We start from the raw sequence: 19,193 nt of genomic DNA on the forward strand, positions 1-19,193 counted from the left end.
CATACTTGGCGAATCTAGTATTTTAATACAGGTAATTGTCGGTTTTCATCCCAGTGCCACACATGTTGGAAATCCCACTCCAACGTTTCCTCATAAATCGTTTTACTCGCAAGTCCTTCTCTATCAATGCTTTGACCTTTTTCATTTGTTGGAGACTCAGTTGTAACAGCTTCTTGATCAACAGTCATATCCGCTACGGCGAAATTGTTCGTTAACGTCGCTGTATGTCCTTTAAAAACTCTTCCAACGATTCGATTCGCGTGCGAGCCTGCCGTAACAGAAGGGTTTAAGGCAATGGCGCTTTTTACAACTGTTCCATTATAGCCATATCCTGTAATACCGCCGGCATTGCTTTTCTTTGCTGTAACAGAGCCTGCTGCATATACCTTTTCTGTTACACTTCCGGCATTCGTAATGCCGGCAACTCCGCCTGCTTGACTGACATTCGCGGTTACATCAGCATGCGAGTAACTGTTTTTGATCACACCATTGGAATATCCTGCTATCCCTCCAACCGTGTTATCACCAGTGATGGAACCAGTTGAAAAGACATTTTCAACTATTCCATTGTTTAAGTTGACGACCATTCCGGCTTGAGCCGCACCTTTTTCTCCAACAATTTTCGCCTCTATCATTCCAATATTTTTAATCGTTCCACCATTCAGTTGAAATAAACCGCCGACATTGGAATGGAAATGACGGATCGTTTTATTGTTTCCGTTCAACTCACCCATAAAAGGTTTTTCCACTGTAAACGATTGACCTGTAAAATCAAGATCATTATTTACGATATATTTCTCATTTGGAAACTGATTCAGTACTTGGAAATCAGCCGCGGTCTTGATCATATAGTATCCATCTTCATTCTGTTCCAGTGAAGGCCGTTGCGGATGACTATTTGGATCAATATACTCTTTATTGGCAACCAATAATGGGCGTTTCGCAACATCATCCCAAGTCCAAGTTCCATTAAAATCCCAGCCAAGCCCGTTTTCATACAATTGTTGACTCGCTAATTGTTCTATGCTTTTTCCGAGACCTTTTTCATTATTCGCCGCTTCATTTGTAACGCCCTCTTTGCTAACGGTCATATGATGATTTGCCACATTATTGACTAGCGTTGCCGTATGGCCAGCTTTCACTCTGCCGACAATTCTGTTGGCATAAGATATCGTATTGACCATATCGTTTAAAGCAACACTGTTTTGCAGCGTTGTTTCATTATACCCATATCCACTAATTCCGCCTGCATTTGAACTTCCCGCCGATACAGATCCGGCCGCATAACTATTTTCTGTTATACTTTCTGTGTTTGTAATACCGACAAGTCCTCCTGCCTGCTTAGATGTTGCTTTTACATGAGCCGTTGAATAGCTGTTTCTAATTTGACCGTTCGAATAGCCGACTAAGCCGCCGACATTTGAGTTGCCTGTCACTTCACCCGTTGTAAACGAATTTTCGATTACACCATCATTTACATTGATTAATATTCCAATGTTATCACCAGCAGCCTCCACTTTAGCGTCAACAACACCCATGTTTTTAATGGTACCTTTGTTTTGATCCATAAACGCTCCTTGTTTAGATGTATAATGAAGAATTTTCTTCCCATTCCCATCGAATACACCTGTAAAAGCGTTCGAGCTATTTAATGGAGCCGCATTCGCTACATTCGAAAAATCAAGATCTTTGTTGAGCTTATACTGTTCATTTGGAAACTGATTGAGTTCCTGTAAATCTTCAATCGTTCCGATCATGTAGAATCCATTGTCATCTTTTTGAAGCGCTGGTCCCTCAGCTTCCTCTCCCGGCTCTTCCTCGACATCCTCTCCCGGTTGTTCTTCTGTTACTTCGTTGAATGCCAGCGCGGGCCTATTATTTTGTGGATCCCATTTCCATATTGACGCAAAATCCCAACCCAATGCCTGAATATACGTGTCTTTGTTTTCTATTTCTTCTTTCGTTTTACCTAATCCTCGTTCATTGGTTAATGAGTCTGTCGTCACGTACTCATTTTCCATTGATATTCCCTGATATGATAGATTATTTTCCAACACCGCTATATGTCCTTTATAGATTCTCCCGACAATTCGGTTCGCTCGAGAATTGGTAGTAATAGACTTATTTAACGCTGCTGTATTTCTGACAATCGTTCCATTATAGCCATAGCCCGTGATCCCGCCAGCATTACTCGTTCCGGCAGTTATGGCTCCTGTCGCAAACACGTTTTCTGTTAAGCTGCCGCCGTTTGTTATACCTACAATACCACCCGCTTGACTTACTTGGGCGGTTACATCCGCTGTTGAATAGCTATTTCGGATCGTAGCATTCGAATATCCTACGATGCCCCCAACTGTATTTTTTCCGACAACCTTTCCAGTCGTATACGTGTTTTCAACCGTTCCATTGTTCACATTGACTAGAATGCCCGTTTGCGGTGCTCCTTCTTCCCCGATAACATTTGCATTTTCAATTCCGACGTTTGTAATCGTTCCACCATTTAAATGGAATAAAGCGCCCGTTTTCGACTCCATATTTTTGATGATTTTACCGTTCCCGTCAAATGTGCCTAAAAACGGCGAATCTATATTTAAAGTAGTAAACGTATAGCCGGAAAAGTCCAAATCATTTTGTAAAATATAGTCTGCTTTCGGAAAAAGATTGATCATCTGTAAATCTTGTACAGAAGTGATAATATAGGATCCATTTTCATCTTTTTCAAGTGAAGGTTCTTCCGTATTTTCATTTACCTTTTCTTGATTGTTTTTCAGTAATGGACGTTGCGCACCTTCATCCCATATCCAAACGTGGTCAAAGTCCCAGCCTAATCCTTTCTCAAATGTGGCTTGATCGGCCATTTGCTCTCTTGACTTTCCAAGTCCTTTTTCATTATTGGCATCTTCTTTCGTTATGCCTTCTTTGCTCACCATCATGTTATCGTAGGCGTAGTTGTTTTCTAATACGGCTTGTTGATCACTTCTAATCCGGCCCACAATTCGGTTGGCCGCACTCGTCGTAATGACAGAAGTATTGAAAGCAAAGTTATTTTGAATCGTTGTATCATTGTAACCATAACCGCTTATTCCACCTGCATTGGAGCTTCCTACCGTTACAGACCCCGTCGCATAACTATTTTCTGTCAAACTAAAGTAGTTTGTAATACCGACTAATCCGCCTGCTTGCTTCTCTTTTGCTTTTACAGTTGCAGTAGAATAGCTATTTCGAATCGTTCCATTAGAAAATCCTACTAAGCCGCCGACATTCGATTGACCCGTAATTTTTCCAGTCGTATAAGAATTTTCAACCGTTCCATTGTTCACGTCGACTAAAATGCCGATGTCATTGGAATGAATATCAATATTTGCTTTTAGTACAGCAACATTTTTAATCGTGCCGTTATTCACATTAAACAATCCTGCGCCTTGATCGCCACTCGGAGTCGTGATCTTCACATTTGTAATGGAATGCCCATTTCCATCAAATACTCCACTAAATGGGCTATCTCCTGATCCGATTGCTTGTAACGACTGCCCTTCGCCATCAATGTCAGCTGTCATCACATAATGGCGATCAGGGTAGTAGGCCATTTTCTTCATATCTTCTAAACTGTCAATCTTATACGGATTTTCTGCTGTACCCTCACCTTCCATTGCTTCCCTTACTACCATAGAAGGCACAACAGGTCGCTGATTTGAAAAATGATCCCAAACAAACAGCCTGACCGTATTCTGATCGGTAAATTTCATTGGTTCATCAAATCGTATGACTTGTTCCCGGCCTTTTTGTTCTAATTCTACCTCTTTGATTTGGGAATCGAGTAGTTTTTTACCGGATTGGTCATACTTGGCGGCAATCACCGTCACTTTATCTAGTGACCCGGGATGATTTAACAAGCCAACTCCTTTAAACATTCCGTTTTCCACATCAACACTTGATAATTCTATATGATTTTCAGCTTGTTGGATGGTAAATTCGTCAATTGTATCTCCAGCTTGGTTATACGCTTTAACCGTTAGCGATTCGCCGTTTGCTTCCAAAATCATCCCTGTCGGGACATTTTCATCATACACAATATGATCCCAGAAATAGGCTTCATTGTCATAATATTTCGGTCCGGAAGAACCCATCGTAATATGAGTCGTACCTAAATTCATCGCTTCCTGACTATTATCCATTTTGCCATCACGAATCGTGGAGCGTTTATATACATGATCATGCCCGCCAATATACAACTGCACGCCAAGCTGTTGCAATTTCTTCGACATAAGTGCGCGATCGGTACTCATACCAGGATCATCACTATGCGATCCGCCAAAATAAGAAAAGTGACCTGTCACAATTTTCCACTTTTTATCCGTGGAACGCATATCTTCTTCCAACCATTTTAGTTGTTCCTTGTTCAGATCCATGGAATTAATAACGGCAATATGAGCATCTCCATAATCAAAGGAATAATTTGTTTCTGGAAACGTCCCTTTTCCATTTTTGGGAGTATTAAAATAATGCGCAAATGAACTAGCATCGGCATCTTGCATGAATTCATGGTTTCCTGCCATGTTTGCTGATAATAAATCAAAATCTTTATAAACATGGTCAAAAACATCAGACCAAAAATCCGCTCTTCCACCTTTGTCAACAAGATCGCCAACTTGTAACATCAGCTTTCCATCGGGATTTTTGCCACGAATCATTTTCAGCGTGTCGGTAAACAAGGAGAAGCTTTCCGGATTTCTATCTGGCACTTGCAAGTCGCCCATCACATAAATTGTCGTATCATCAGAATCGGGTACCGTTTCAAACGAATTTACCGGCCCCCATGGACCGTTTTTCGACACACCATAACGATACTCATACTTTGTCCCTTTTTTCAGCTTGTCTATATTCGCTTCATGGGACGCTAAAATTCGGTAATTACTATTGTCGATATCTTTTCCATATGCCGATTCAAAATAAGAAACATCAGCTTGAACAACTTTTGCCTTTTTCCAATCTGTTTCAGATGCTTCTTTATATTGAACATAAGATTGTTTCACGACTTTATCTGTCACTAGATTAAGGCCAACAGCATCATCTGTTTCACCTACATGGACAACAGGTGAAAATTCCTGTAAAAGCTTGTCCGCATCTAGTTCTTTATCATCGACTACCATTCGCTCGATCTTTACTCGGGAATTGCCATTTGAATCGGTCGCATAGTAGCGAACAAAGTACTCTCCGTACTCTTTAATCGTAAAACGGTTATCGTTTACTTCAACGAACCCTTTTGAATCGAACACTTCCACTTTCACCGACGGGTTTTCACCACTGTCATCTGTCGCCGCCGCGTTAGGAATGGTTACTGTATCTCCAAGTTTAACAGTGCCGGGAAGCTCTTTCTCTACCGTAATCTCCGGAGCGTAATCCGTTCCTGCTGTTTCTTCCCCAATCCAGATTGGCGCACTGATAATCTCATCTTGATCTTTTTGAAATACCCGTACTAAAAAATATTCTCCATTTTTACTAGAAACCGTTTCATCGACAGTGAATGTATTGCTATTAATATCCGTATACTCTTTTACAATTTCACCATTATTTTTGTAAATCGTTACTTTCTCGATATGATCTTCTTTATCAGGATCCAATAGATCAATATGTATGTCTAATTCTTTTGTATCTTTCGGTAAAATCGATCCCATCATTTTCTTGTTGGCAGAATATTTCAAGTTAAAGTTTTCGTCAAATGAACTGTACGTTCTGCGATTTTTCAAGGCATCGTAAATGCCTTCCCTCGTTAATTCTTCTGTCCACAAACCGGTAAGGCCGGGGTGATGTGCTGCCCAATTGGCTTGATGTTCATCCCCTGAATAAGTTGGCGAAACATGCCAGCCATTATCTAATGCTTGTATATAAGTATTAAAATAACGCGACACTTTATATTCAAATAATGAGATTCGATCATCCACTTCTTTTGTTATATGTTTAAAGCCAAAAAAATCGCCCTTTCTCATGGCATCAGGATGATTAAACTGGGCAATCGCATCCGGATCTTCACTTAATCTGCCATAAAATGTAGGCAAATCATAACGTAAAACGCCCATGCCAAATTGTCCTGTTGCCCCTTTTCCATACGTTCGCGGGAACCATTCCGTATTAAATAAATTAATATGCCCCGCATTATCATACCAAGTCACTTCGATCCCCGGAACAGTGACGAATTGATCGGTATTATAATCATCATGCTGTTTCCGTGTTAGCTTATACTCTTCCGAATAAGAGTCTTGATATCGTTTCAAGTAATCGTTTCCCGAACTGATATCAAACGTAACATCATGCTCTGTCGTACCAAAAAAGTCGTGGTTCGTGTGCTTCTGTACATATTCAAAAGCATCTTTTGGAAATTCTACCCCATCACTAATCGAGGTGTGGGCGTGAATTTCCCCCCGATATAATTTCATCCCTAAATATTCCGCACGACTATTCTCATTTTTGGCTGCATTTGCCTCATTTTGTTGGACGAACATTATCTGGGCAAATAATGAGAGGAGAATAGTGAAAAATACTATTTTATAAGTATTGTGCTTTTTCACCTTGTCATAGGTCATAATAATCTCCCTTCTTTAAATGAATTACAACTTCTTAATTTACCAAAACATGGTTAACTGACCGTAAACGAATTGTATTATTCCTGTAAAAAGGGTGTAACAAACAAGCCGGGATGTGGATGCTTTTATTCGATAGAGCACTTTTGGCTTGTATGGTGCCGCTAAAGCTACTTTTTCCTCTAAGTCCTTTTCAAAAAGCAAGCGCCCTCTGGCAAAGCATGCTAATTTGGGGAAATATGGTAAACATCTCTCTGCATACCCAAACCTTTTGATCTGGCGGGAATACCTATTTGTTTTTCCGATCTATAAGGAAACCTTATAACCATATAAGATATATGTATTTCCGTACCGTTAAAGGCGGTGCTACGATTGGTTAAAAGATATAGAAAGGGTGCATATAAAAGATGAACGTATTAGTATTTGGCTTGGGGCCAATCGGCATAGAAATCCTCCGCAATGCCTATCAACTCAATCCCCATTCGGTTATTGGGGCAGTGGATATAGATCCCAATAAAGTGGGGAAAGATATCGGAGAACTCAGCGGGGAAGCTGACAGCGGAATCAAAGTGGCCGACAATGTTCAAGACGTCGAAAAAAGAAAAGATAGTCAACCGGTGGCTATCCATGCCACAGGTTCCAATTTAAAACTTGTCTGGCCGCAAATCAAAGAGCTTTTGGACAATGGTTATTCCGTTGTCTCTACATGTGAGCAGCTTTCCTACCCTTGGCATGCCTATCCGGAGCTTGCCCAAGAAATCGATGAGTACGCCAAGTCGAAAAACTTGACTGTCATCGGCACCGGCATTAATCCGGGCTTCATTATGGACACAATGGCCGTCTGCTTTTCGACTGTTTTGACGAGTGTGAAAAAAATAACCGTCATCCGGAACGTCGATGTCGCGAAAAGACGCATACCTTTACAAAAAAAGGTCGGCATCGGCATGTCAGAGGAAGAATTCCTCTCTTTGGCCAAACAGGATAAAATCGGTCATGTCGGCTTGGAAGAATCGGTCAGATTGATCGCCTATGCACTGAACTGGAAGCTGACAGACGTGAACAATACGATCGAACCGACCATTGCAAAAGACCAGGTTCATACCCCGCTCACACCATTGAACACGGGAGATGTTAGCGGTCTTCACCAAGTATCGCGCGGCAGAACCGCTGAAGGCTTCGAGATACATCTTGATTTAACAATGTCTGCCGGTATTGAGCAAAAGGACGAAATCATCCTTAAAGGAAATACCACCCAACGGATCGTTGTGCCAGAGGGCATATTCGGCGACACATCCACCGCCGCCATGGCTATCAACACCGCCAAACGGATCGACGCTATTCGGCAACCGGGACTGCTCACCATGGCCGACATCGGTCTGCCAAGATTCACGTACCAGCCGTCATAAAACATGTAAAGCAGAAGGTTCTCATGCAGCCTCATCTTAGTGGCGAGAACCTCCTGCTTTTTGTTTTATCATCTGAGCATCATTTGGAAAAAAATGGACCCAATGCCGCGCTAGAATAAAAACAGCCGATCATTCAACAATAAACACATGGAGGTGGCACAATGAACAGAAGAGACCCGATCAAAAATGAAAAAAGAGTCGTAACAAGCGTCAATCCACAAGGATATTCAGAAGATAAAGCAAATCAGGCGCCCAAAACCAAACTGGAAGAACGCAGCAAAAAAAGCAACACGAAAATGTAACGAAGAAGGTGATTCCCATCGATCACACATTAGGCTATTTGCGTGAAACAATGTCCAACTATGATGACGAAGAGTTCGGACGGCAAATATACAAAAAACTTGTAAGCCAGCATTACAAAAATGAAAAAGAATTCGTCGAAAAGTTGGGAGAAGAAGAGACAGATTATTTAAATTCCGTCCTAAAAGAAGAACTGAAATATGCCAGGCAGGCGCAAGATGAAAAGCGCCTAAAAGAATTAAATGAAGTATATGAAAGATTAACGCCGTAACCGTGAAGGCGGCCAGCAGAAAAAACTTATCATATTAACTGTTAAAAAACTGCGTACAACGTTGCTTTCGATCAGGACTATCGCCATCACATGGTGCTTTATGTAGAAAAGGGGTGCCCAATAAGCCGATTTTTCGGCCTGCGGACACCCCTGTTTCATTTCAACACTTCCGAGTTTGATCGATCATTTCCTGCTTTTGCATGAAGCTTTGTTCATTCAATATGTAAAAACAACTCTTGTATCGTATCATACGACTGTTTGAGCCGTTCCTCATATTGTGGCATATCCCAATTCTCCCAAGAGTACCCCTTCATCTTCAGGAGCCGGCCCTCTTGAACCGCTGGAAATGAATCAATGACATTGCCTCCATTTTCAACATATAATGCCCCCACGTTTATTTCATCCACGAAAGCACTGGCATTCATGCCATCTTTATAAAGATCTCCCACAAACTCTTTCTGACTGGGATCTTTTGCTTGGATCAACAGCCACGGAATTCTCAATTCCAGCATTCCTTCGTCATTCCGATAATAATCCGCCAACGAGTCGTAATCTTTGGATGATGGATTGCCATTGCCTTCCTTCAGCTTTCCGGTTTCATAGGCGCTGAAAGGTAAAACTGTATGTTGTTGGGGCAATGTTAATTCTTTGTTAAGCGCATATTGGATGATGGAAAACTCCCCGCTATTGTTGACCGGTTTTGGACCTGCTTCAATCATGCCCAATTGATGGCCATACTGATAGGTAAAAAGATTATAATAGGCATCCACTTTCATTCTCGATTCTTTTTTCCTCAAGTCGATGATGAAATCAACGCCATTGGAAAAAGAAACGTTATCGATACCCTTGATCAAATCATTCCCTTGATTCGGAGCAACATCAAGCAGAATCACTGGATCACCTTGTTTGGTCAGATCATTATCCAACCGGATATATAAATACCTTTCATCATGATCGACATATAATGCCTTCAGGCCGCTGTATTTTTGATAAAGCGGCTTGGATTTCCATTCTTCTGCCACCCCGTCCACCTGAATGCTGTGGCGGTCAAAGCTTAATAAACCAAATTGCTGTTCATTCGTTTGCGCATTCGACCAATAAGGCCGGCGATTCGGGTTGTCATAGTCCATCGTATTCCAAGTTCGTTTAAACCACTCATCCTGCCACGTGAAAATAAGGCCTCCCAGTAACTTTTCCGCCATGATATCTTCAAACAAACGCCGAAGAATCGCTCCTTGCTCTTTCTCTGACAAATAGCCCTGATTCCAGCCAAATGGGTTAGCATGGGTCAGTCCCCGTGAACTGGGCACGCCAAACTCGGCAACCAAAATGGGCAGCCGGTGTGCATCATGCAGCTCCGATAAATAGGCCGCATAACTGTTTTTTTCACCCCGGTGATCTACGTAAGACAAATAAGATTCATCAAAATTAAAGAAATCAGGATAATAAGGATAAATATGATAAGACGCAAATTGCTGCGTTTTGTTCATTTCTTTTTTTGTATGAATCACATTTGGATTCACACTGACAAGATCTTCATCTTCATTCGGTTCCGCCGGATGCTCTAACAAATCGGTTGTTACCCAGTTCGTAAAGCTCATGGGCCGAATGTAGCGATATTTGTCCACCTCATATTGTGTGATGAAGTCCATTTGTTGCGCCAACCAATGTTCAAACGGCTGTGCATCCTTTGTTTGAAAATAGGTTCCGTCATAATCTCCTATGGAAGCATGAACGTTATTCGTATTTTGCACCATATGCGGATACCATTCGATACCCAGTATCCAGCCAATGACAAACTCGGAAATATCGGCCCGATAGACACCGGAAGCATGGCCGGGCCTTTCTTCGACGATTTTATTGCCATGAATGACATCAACGATCGTTTTCATTTCTTCTTGGAATTCACGCAGATTCTCTGTTTCAAACGCATCCAGTGATTCTTCTAATTTTTCCTCATTGATCCAAACACCGTGGAAAAGGTAGATTTTCTCTCGATGTTTGTCATTATAGCGCTTCAAAGCCCGATAAAATCCCGGAGGGTGGAGCGTGTATACGCGTAATGTATTGGCATTCATTTTCCCAATTTGTTCAAACCACCTATAATACTCCTCCTCTGTTATAGCAGCTTCCCCCGGAAAAGCACCAGGTTTCCCCATCCCCATGTTAACTCCCTTAATGACAAGGGGCTCCCACTTGTTGCCCTTCAGGATTTCAAAAGAATCTTTGTTTACCCGGGCATTGTATGTCAATTTGGCGGATTTTTTTCCCTGAATGACCTCTTCTTTCTCGGCAAACGACTTTAAATTAGACTCCATCATTGGAAAATAAGTAGACCAGTAAAAAGCTTGATCGGAAAACGTTTGTGCCATTTTATAAATTGACTGCAAACCTTTCATTTGGTAAAAGCGGGGAACATCCGCCATATCATTAAAATCTCCGGCAAAATAATAGCTGGAAGATGGGCCGTGTTCCCTAGATAACACCGCAGCAAATTCAGCCGGGATGTCATGCTTTTTCAACAACTTTTCACCTTCATCCGTCAGATTCCAATCATAATTGGCAAGCACTTTGGCGTCACTCTTCGGCTTGACAATATCAAACCAATATTCATAGTCGGGGCTGTCATCCAAATGGAATTGCTTCCTGCCTTCTTTGGTAAAAGAAACACGTATCCCTTTTTCCCGCAAATGTTTGTCCATTTCCAGCACGACAACTTGATTATCCGTGTCATTGACCAAAAGAAAACCCGCGCCGCTGTAATTCCATGCAGTCCCGTATTCTTCCAAAATCCACTGCGGAATTTCCTTGTTTTTTTGCGGATCCAATTCATCAAAATAGCGGCCATTCCAGCCTGACCAATCCAGCCCCAAATAATCGGTAACACTATTTTTTACAGCTTCATGGGTAGGCGACGCAAATGTATTATATTCCGCGATCAGCAAGCTTTTCTCTTTCTTGCTTAGGCGATCCACAATGGCAGCCCATTCTTCCGAATCGAGACCGCCGTATATTTCACCTGAACGGGAGCCTTCCCGTTCTTTTTCAATCCATGGCAAATCTTCATCATATACCCCATATGTATCTGCCAAATAAATGACGCCATATCGGTCATAATTGTCCGGAAGCGCACGTATATCATATGCTTTTTCTTCATTATTTGGCACAAAACCATAGTAATCGCTTGCCGATTGAAATGGTTGATTTTTATGGTCCGTATATTTTAGATGATTTAACAGCCAGGTGATGCCAAGATGTTCACGAAATGTTTCGTTTGGAACTGTTTTATCAATGATCGCTATATGCAGCTTCTTGCCCGGCTCTGCCAACCATAAAAGGATCGGCAATAGTAAACATATGATGATGACGAGCCCCAAGATGTAAAATCGCTTCATTTGGACTTCCCTTCCCCGGATAGACCTACTCGCTCCATATGCCCCCACTCTTTTTTCCCCAGTAAAAAGGTGATAAATCCTTCACATTTATAAAATAAAGTGATAGGTCGATACCAAAACATTTCCGTCAGGGATATGAATAGGAGGCGCATGAGGTCTTTGAACTTTGGATATGTATTCATCGTCCATGCTTCAAGCAAAATCGTTGCCACTGTAAACAATACGCCATATAAGACAAACAGCAAGATCAACAGGATAGCAAACTCGTAATAAATATCGCCTAAGAAAAAAGCAATCACGATATAAAAATAGCCTGCCAACTCAATCAAAGGCCCCAAACATTCGACAAACCAGAAATATGGAAAAGAAACCATGCCGATGGCTCCAAACTTGGGGTTTAAAGTCATTTTTCGATGTTTCCACAGACTTTCAATCAACCCCCTGTACCACCTTTTCCGCTGATTTCTTAAAGACTGGAAATCTTGCGGTGTTTCGGTCCAACAGACCGGATCCGGTACAAATTGAATTCTTTTCTTTACTTTCTCTTCCTTTAGACGCCGATGTAGCTTGACGACTAATTCCATGTCCTCTCCAATCATATCCGTGGAATAACCTCCAACCGCAACGACCCATTTTTTGGAAAATACACTGAAGGCGCCTGAAACGATCAACATTAAATTAAATGTGCTTAAAGCAATCCGGCCCATCAGGAAGGCTCTTACATATTCAACAACCTGCATAACAACAAGGGCATTTTTCGATAAATCCGTTTGGAATATGGCCCCCAATTGAACATCAAGCCCATTGGCAATCCGGATCGTTCCGCCTGCGGCTATAACTTCATCATTGGACTTAATGATGGGATTCATGACACGCAACAGGGCGTTTTCCTCCAAAATCGAATCGGCGTCAATTGTGCAAAAGTAGGGATATCTTGATGCGTTAATCCCTACATTTAAGGCGTCCGCCTTTCCCCCGTTTTCTTTTTCAATCAACCATACATTCGGATGAATGTCCGACTGATAAAAATGTCGAATCGGCTTCGTCGGAATATGGTTCGCTATCGTTCCCTGAACTTCCTTCATTCTAAATTGCTCTATTATTTTTCTCTGTGTATTATCAGTAGAACCATCATTTACGATGATCAGCTCTATTTGCGGATAGCGCAGACTGAGTATGGAATGGATGCTGTCGATAATACCCGCTTCTTCGTTGTACGCAGGAACGATAATGGACACCGGTTTTGAGTAAAACGCATCAATATCATCTTCATCCACTTCATTTTTATCAATTAAGTATTGCTTCCTTAGCTGGATAAATGCCAATATCAGCATACTGCCGTATGTGACAATGACAATCATCATATAAAAGATGATCGTTCCCGAAAAGAACTTCATTAACAATTCCAGTAAACTGCCCATGTATGGCGACAATCCCTTCCAAGGATTAATAAACCTGCTGTTCTCTTTCCAGCATGGTAGTGTGAGGGTCCATTTTCAGCGTTTTGGCTGCCTCCTGACGCACCCGCCAAGTCTCGTCCGCCAACAATGTTTCCAAATAAGGAACAGAGTCACGGAGTGGCAAATTCCCAAGTACCTTCGCCGCCATGAGCCGCTCTTCCCATATCTCTGACGAGATAAAGGGTGTATACTTCTCTATTTGGTGAAGCGTGCCGATTTCATGAATCGCTTTTAAAGAGCGGATGCGGATTTCAGCGTCCTCTTCTTTTAGAAGGCTTTCTAAGAAAGGGACAGTGCCAATCTCCCGTTTCATTCCCAAGGTGTTAATGAAAGCGTATTTGCACGTTGAGGATAACTGATGAAAATTCTTGATAAGCTGCTTCAAGACAGAATCATCCGCAGTCTTGAATAGTTTCTTACATTCATATTCCGAAAATAAAGGCGGTTTCTCCAAAAATTTTTTTAAAAACAAATCCGGCTTGAATAGCGAATAGATTTTTAGCAGTTGAAACTGCTCATCTGGAGATAATTTCTTTTTTTCCATGCTGATACAATGATCAATTAAGCTGTCTATATGAAAATCAACGACCCTGTACTGAGCGTTCATGCGAATGCTCCATTTTCTGCTGGCAAGCAACTTCCCGTAGTGGTCTTTCATAGATTCATTGGAAAACAACTTGATTTTTTCACGAATCAACGGATCGGAGACATTTTTTATATAGGACAAAAAAATTTGTTCGACTCCGTATAGCTCATACGTATGTCTCGGCATCAGTGATTCCGGAAAGGGGCCGCTCCCTCTTACATAATGATACCAAGCGTCTTGATGCTCCTTTATGTAAGCTGCTTTTTTCCTTTCCCGCGCTACTTCCCTTGCCCGGTTCGAGAGTAAATAAATGGAAAATACAAGCAAAAAGACGGAAACCACCAGCATAAACTGAATTAAAAGATCAATCGACACATCCATCATGACCATAGCCTTTCGAACGTTCTTTTGATTTGGGCTTCAAATAATCGCAAATGAAATGGTTTCATTACATATTGATCTACTCCATGTTCATAGGCATAGATCATGTCTTCCTCCGTTTTTCTTTTTGTCATCATATAAATGATGATTTTTTTATTATTGGGCAGATTGCGAAGCGTATACAGCACTTCCAACCCATTTTTTCTTGGCAAAATATCATTCATGATCACCAAATGTGTATGACTCGACAAATACCGTTTCGATTGCAGAAAAAGATATCCATCAGAAAACGTCTCAATTTCAATCTCAAAATGTTTTAAGGACAAACCCTCCAAAGAGTTCTTTAACACATTTCGAAAAATCTCATCTTCTTCCAATATGCTAATCTTTACTGTTTCTAGGTGCTTCGCCTTATAATGATTCACATAAACAATTTGCCATTCCTTGTTGGCGTGAACCAAGGCGTTTCTTCCTTGTTCAATCAAATCCTCCAATTCCACGTCACTATTGCCAATTTCAGCGATGCTGGCCAAAAAAGCCGCATCATACTGATTAAATAAGGGAATCACTTTCAGTTGTACACGAGATTGGAGACGTTCAAGAAAAGCCTCTGCCTCTTTTTCTCCACTATGGGCAAGAATGATGCACCATTCAAATGGGACGGCCAGTTTAAAAACAAGATCGGTCTGCCTGATTTCATGTTGTAAAAACAAGGTCATTTCTTGCTCCGCATACTCCAAATCCTCTGCAGCAAAAATCGACTGATCAAAAACGGAAAGGACGATGGCGGTGATCGTTGACCTCGTTCGCACAACATTGGCTTTATAAATATCAAAAAAAGATGTTATATCCAAAGAGGAACTCACATGATGAACGGCGGATGGATTCACTTTACTCTCCCTCAATTCCAAAGTTTGTTTCGTGTGGATTTCGTATATCGCTTTAACTGATAGTTTGCCCCATGGGGTATATACGATCTCATGCTGAATCATATAGAGCGCGACAGTAAAAATGCCTAAAAAGTTATTGAAACTAATTATTTCAATCCAGACACTCATATAGAGTGCGACGTAAACAAGCGCATAGGCTGTAAAGAAAACTGCATTTCAATCCACGCACTCATAGCACTCGTTTTGTATGGACTGGCCATTCAACTATAAATGGACAGAACAAACTCCTGCAATAGTGTATCACCAATCAGACAACTGTGTCGATCATTATTTTTCATGGAGAATGGCAAAAAAATCTGCCGATGCAGACATGCTTTTTTATGGAAATCGAAAAACAAGTGACAAGTTGAGGCATTGAGGCTGATGTGTCAACAGGCCTCTCCAGCCGGCAAAAAGGTGATGGCAATTTTGCGTAATTTGGCTTATTATCCGAAATGCTCTTCACTTGGCGCTTCCTATCTGTTTGGATGATCAGTCCCCTTTTTATGAGCCAGCAAGGATCTCTTTTATTATAAACGACAGTGTTATATTTCATATTGTGGAAAATAATGCTAACCGCGACAGCGACAGCGACACTTCACTGCTAACAGAGAATATGTGAAACAGATCGAAGCTTCTTTGGGAAATGAAAGAGTGGGGATAACGAAACAATGAATGCTATTCATAAATTTTGAAAACCGTTGATCGTATAGCTTCACTGTTATGATAAAAAAAGCAGCACAGACTTTTTAGCCTGCGCCGCTTAAGTGAACATGCTTTTTGATCTTTCATTCTTAGATGACTTTTACCGGGCGAAGTTTGCACTGGTCTCCATGATTCCTTCTTTTTGCTACCTGAGTAGCACGGGATTCACTTTGTCGGCCTTCTCATCTGCATGTTTCTCAATTTAAAAAAGCAGGAAAAAATTCATTTTTTCCCATACAGCTAGAATGAACTTCGTAAGCTCACATTTACCGAAACCATCATTTTCTTTTGACCAAGAAGTAGAACTTCTCAATGGCCAATTTCATTGACACCGTTGGTATTCACACATACACATATCCTCATCTATTGGAAAAAAACTCTAAAGGAAAGAGAACAACCTCCGGAATATATGTGACGGCAAATAATACGGCAATTAATAACGCGATTTGTGGAAATAAATGCCGGAACATCTTGGGCACCTTGATTTTAGCTATTGATGCTGTAACAAATAAGCAAACTCCAAGAGGTGGCGTGACCATGCCAATTGTAAGGTTAACCGCCATGATAATGCCAAAATGGATTGGGTCGACTCCTGCCGCTAAAATCATCGGCAAAAATAACGGTGTAAAAATGGAAACAGCACTAATCGTATCTATAAATGTACCCGCAATTAATAAAACGATATTGATGATGAGCAATAGCAAGATGGGATTATCCGATATACCGCCCATCATTTCTATCAATTGATTGGGTATTCTCTTGAATGAAAGAAACCAAATAAACAAAGAAGCTGTCCCGATTAGAAACACGATCGCCGCCGTTGTTTTAGCTGTATTTAATAGAATTGGCCAAAAGTCTTCCATTCTTATTTCTTTATAGACGAACATTCCGATAAGTAACGCGTAAACGACAGCAACAACACCCGATTCTGTGGGAGAAAATATACCACTGACAATCCCGCCTATGATAATAATGGGCATTAATAAAGCCAGTACAGCATCTTTTGCTCCCCTCACAATTTCTTTTACCGTTGCCCGCTGTTCACTGGAGCGATAATTCTGTTTTCTCCCGACAACATAACTATACGCCATTAAAGCAATTCCCATTAAAATACCGGGTATGACTCCGGCGACAAACAGATCCCCTATCGAAACACTGGCTATAACACCAAATAGGATTAACACAATACTCGGTGGGATAATCGGGCCAATCGTTGCCGATGTGGCCACTAAGCTTGTTGAAAAACCGATATCGTACCCTTCTTTTTTCATGGCTGGTATCATCATTCCGCCTATTGCCGCAGCCGCTGCTATCGCTGTACCGGTCAAGGCAGAGAAAAACATGCTTGCTAAAACTACAACCATTGCCAAGCCCCCAGGTAATGGGCCAACAATTGTTTTAGAGAAATCAATCAGTCTTTTAGAGATCCCGCCTTTTGTCATTAATTCCCCCGCCAAAATAAACAATGGCACAGCTACTAGGGTAAAGTTATTGACTCCGCTAAATACCCTTCTCGGAAGGTTAATGAGAAGGCTTGGGTCGGTAAATAAAATCCCGATAATTGAAACAAACCCTAATGAAAAAGCAATCGGAATGCCTATCACTATAAGGATTAACAATAAAGGTATGAGCCAAATCATTTATACACCTTCTTAATCTGATAATATAGCATGAAAAGCGCACTAATGGGAATCGCCATATAAACATAAGCTTTTTTAATAGGCACCATACCCAAAACTTGTCCTGAATCAAAATTGTCCATCACAAGCCCGAACCCAAAATACAATAGACAAACGATGACCACAATAACAACCGTAAACTCTAACGCTTTAAATACCTTCTCAATCATTTTGGGCATATTTTCAAAAATGTTCACCTGTAGATGCTCACTGTTTTTAATGGCCAAAGCGGCACCGAATAGGACACTATATACAAAACAAACCATTAAAACTTCTTGAGACCATCCCAGTGGCTGCTTGAATACATACCTGAAAACAACTTGTAAAAAAGTAATGATGACAACCGCCGACAAACAAATGGTAATGATTATTTCAAGTGCCCGGCCAAGGTAATCATCTATTTTTTTAAAAGACATCCGATAACCTCCCAGCCAACAAAGGAGATTCCGGGAAGGAATCTCCCAAAAAATCACTTTGTCTTTTCAATCTTTTCGATCAGTTCTTCCGGCACTTCTTTTACCGCCTCTCTTACCTCTTTCGTGGCATCTTTAAAGAGCTCCCGATCAGGTTCGGTAATCGTTACACCATTATCCTCTAGCTTTTTGATAATCTCGCTTTCTTGTTCTTCCAGCGTTTTTCTTATAAAATTAGTTGTTTCATCCACTGCATCTTGCAGGATTTGTCGCTGCTCTTCGTTTAAGCTTTCCCAAACACCTTGGTTGATCACAACAATTGCCGGATTATAAGTATGTGCCGTTAACGATACATATTGTTGCACTTCATAAAACTTCATTGAGTCTATAGTTGGCAACGGATTCTCTTGACCATCCACCAAGCCCTGATCCAATGCGGAGTATAATTCATTAAAATCTACAGGAGTGGGACTGGCATTCAAGGATTTCATATGAACTTCCCAAACAGGTGAAGGTTGCACTCGTATTTTCAAACTTTTCATATCTTCCGGCGTTTTTATCTCTTTTTTATTATTTGTCAGATGTCTAAAGCCTACTTCCCACCAACCTAGTCCTTTCATTTGATGTTGATCTACATATGTAAATAACTGCTCTCCTATTTCTCCATCCAATACAGAATAAACATGCTCACGGTCTTGAAATAAATAAGGGATGCCAAAAATGTTCATTTCCGGTACAGTATTCGCGAAAGAACTATCAGGGGCAACAGTTGTTATTTCAATGGAGCCATCCATTACTTGCTCAATCGCGTCCGCTTCACTGCCTAAAGTGGCGTTTCCATGTATTTCGATATGAATAGAACCTTTTGATTGTTCCTCCACCAATTCTTTAAATTTTTCTGAAGCAATATTATATTGGTGTGAATCAGACCCTACATGGGCCAGTTTCAGCGAAATGCCTTCTTTGTCGTCACTATCATTCCCACCGGTCTCATTTGTATTAGAGCATGCACTTCCCAATACGAATAACAATAATAATAAAGCAGTAATGATTACGTTTCTGATGCTCATGACTAACTCCTTTCAGCTTC

The 19,193-nt window shown here is 41.1% G+C and carries 11 protein-coding genes; 3 read left to right on the top strand and 8 right to left on the bottom strand.

Translation table 11 applies throughout. The features are described 5' to 3' along the window. Nucleotides 1-14 precede the first annotated feature (14 nt). Nucleotides 15-6,581, bottom strand: a complete 6,567-nt coding sequence (locus MHB50_RS16995) for a metallophosphoesterase (RefSeq protein WP_205179544.1) — start codon at nt 6,579-6,581, stop codon at nt 15-17. A 404-nt stretch (nt 6,582-6,985) separates the two neighbouring features. Here MHB50_RS16995 and MHB50_RS17000 point away from each other — a divergent pair, with 404 nt between their 5' ends. The 3 genes from MHB50_RS17000 to MHB50_RS17010 all read left to right on the top strand — a co-directional run bounded on the left by MHB50_RS17000 (nt 6,986) and on the right by MHB50_RS17010 (nt 8,555). Next, on the top strand, nt 6,986-7,984 hold the full coding sequence (locus MHB50_RS17000) for a hypothetical protein (RefSeq protein ID WP_205179540.1): 999 nt from the start codon (nt 6,986-6,988) through the stop codon (nt 7,982-7,984). Nucleotides 7,985-8,145: 161 nt separating this feature from the next. Beyond that, the gene (sspL, locus tag MHB50_RS17005) at nt 8,146-8,286 is read left to right on the top strand and encodes a small, acid-soluble spore protein L (protein WP_077111486.1); all 141 of its coding nucleotides are present in this window, start codon (nt 8,146-8,148) and stop codon (nt 8,284-8,286) included. A 17-nt stretch (nt 8,287-8,303) separates the two neighbouring features. Further along, nucleotides 8,304-8,555 carry a sporulation protein gene (locus MHB50_RS17010; protein ID WP_077111512.1) on the top strand — a complete coding sequence of 84 codons (252 nt, stop codon included), beginning with the start codon at nt 8,304-8,306 and terminating at the stop codon, nt 8,553-8,555. 212 nt (nt 8,556-8,767) lie between these two features. Here the strand turns inward: MHB50_RS17010 and MHB50_RS17015 are convergent, their stop codons facing one another. From MHB50_RS17015 to MHB50_RS17045, 7 genes are all read right to left on the bottom strand, one after another. Next, nucleotides 8,768-11,950 carry a hypothetical protein gene (locus MHB50_RS17015; RefSeq protein ID WP_340084275.1) on the bottom strand — a complete coding sequence of 1,061 codons (3,183 nt, stop codon included), beginning with the start codon at nt 11,948-11,950 and terminating at the stop codon, nt 8,768-8,770. Further along, nucleotides 11,947-13,371: a glycosyltransferase gene (locus MHB50_RS17020; RefSeq protein ID WP_077111488.1), complete on the bottom strand. Its 1,425-nt coding sequence runs from the start codon at nt 13,369-13,371 to the stop codon at nt 11,947-11,949. Before MHB50_RS17020 ends, MHB50_RS17015 begins: the two co-directional genes overlap by 4 nt. A gap of 25 nt (nt 13,372-13,396) precedes the next feature. Beyond that, nucleotides 13,397-14,380, bottom strand: coding sequence for a HEAT repeat domain-containing protein (locus MHB50_RS17025; protein WP_340084276.1), 984 nt, complete (start codon nt 14,378-14,380; stop codon nt 13,397-13,399). After that, on the bottom strand, nt 14,377-15,267 hold the full coding sequence (locus MHB50_RS17030; RefSeq protein ID WP_340084277.1) for a response regulator: 891 nt from the start codon (nt 15,265-15,267) through the stop codon (nt 14,377-14,379). The genes MHB50_RS17025 and MHB50_RS17030 overlap by 4 nt, the downstream gene beginning before the upstream one ends. Before the next feature lie 1,103 nt (nt 15,268-16,370). Further along, nucleotides 16,371-17,651, bottom strand: coding sequence for a TRAP transporter large permease (locus MHB50_RS17035; RefSeq protein ID WP_205179230.1), 1,281 nt, complete (start codon nt 17,649-17,651; stop codon nt 16,371-16,373). After that, entirely contained in the window at nt 17,648-18,106 is a 459-nt protein-coding gene (locus MHB50_RS17040; RefSeq protein ID WP_077111492.1) for a TRAP transporter small permease, read from the bottom strand. The genes MHB50_RS17035 and MHB50_RS17040 overlap by 4 nt, the downstream gene beginning before the upstream one ends. Nucleotides 18,107-18,159: 53 nt before the next feature. Continuing rightward, entirely contained in the window at nt 18,160-19,173 is a 1,014-nt protein-coding gene (locus tag MHB50_RS17045; RefSeq protein WP_340084278.1) for a DctP family TRAP transporter solute-binding subunit, read from the bottom strand. Between the last annotated feature and the right edge of the window lie 20 nt (nt 19,174-19,193).

Origin of the sequence: Siminovitchia sp. FSL H7-0308 (assembly GCF_037980985.1) — a bacterium.
GTDB classification, from domain to species: domain Bacteria; phylum Bacillota; class Bacilli; order Bacillales; family Bacillaceae_C; genus Siminovitchia; species Siminovitchia thermophila.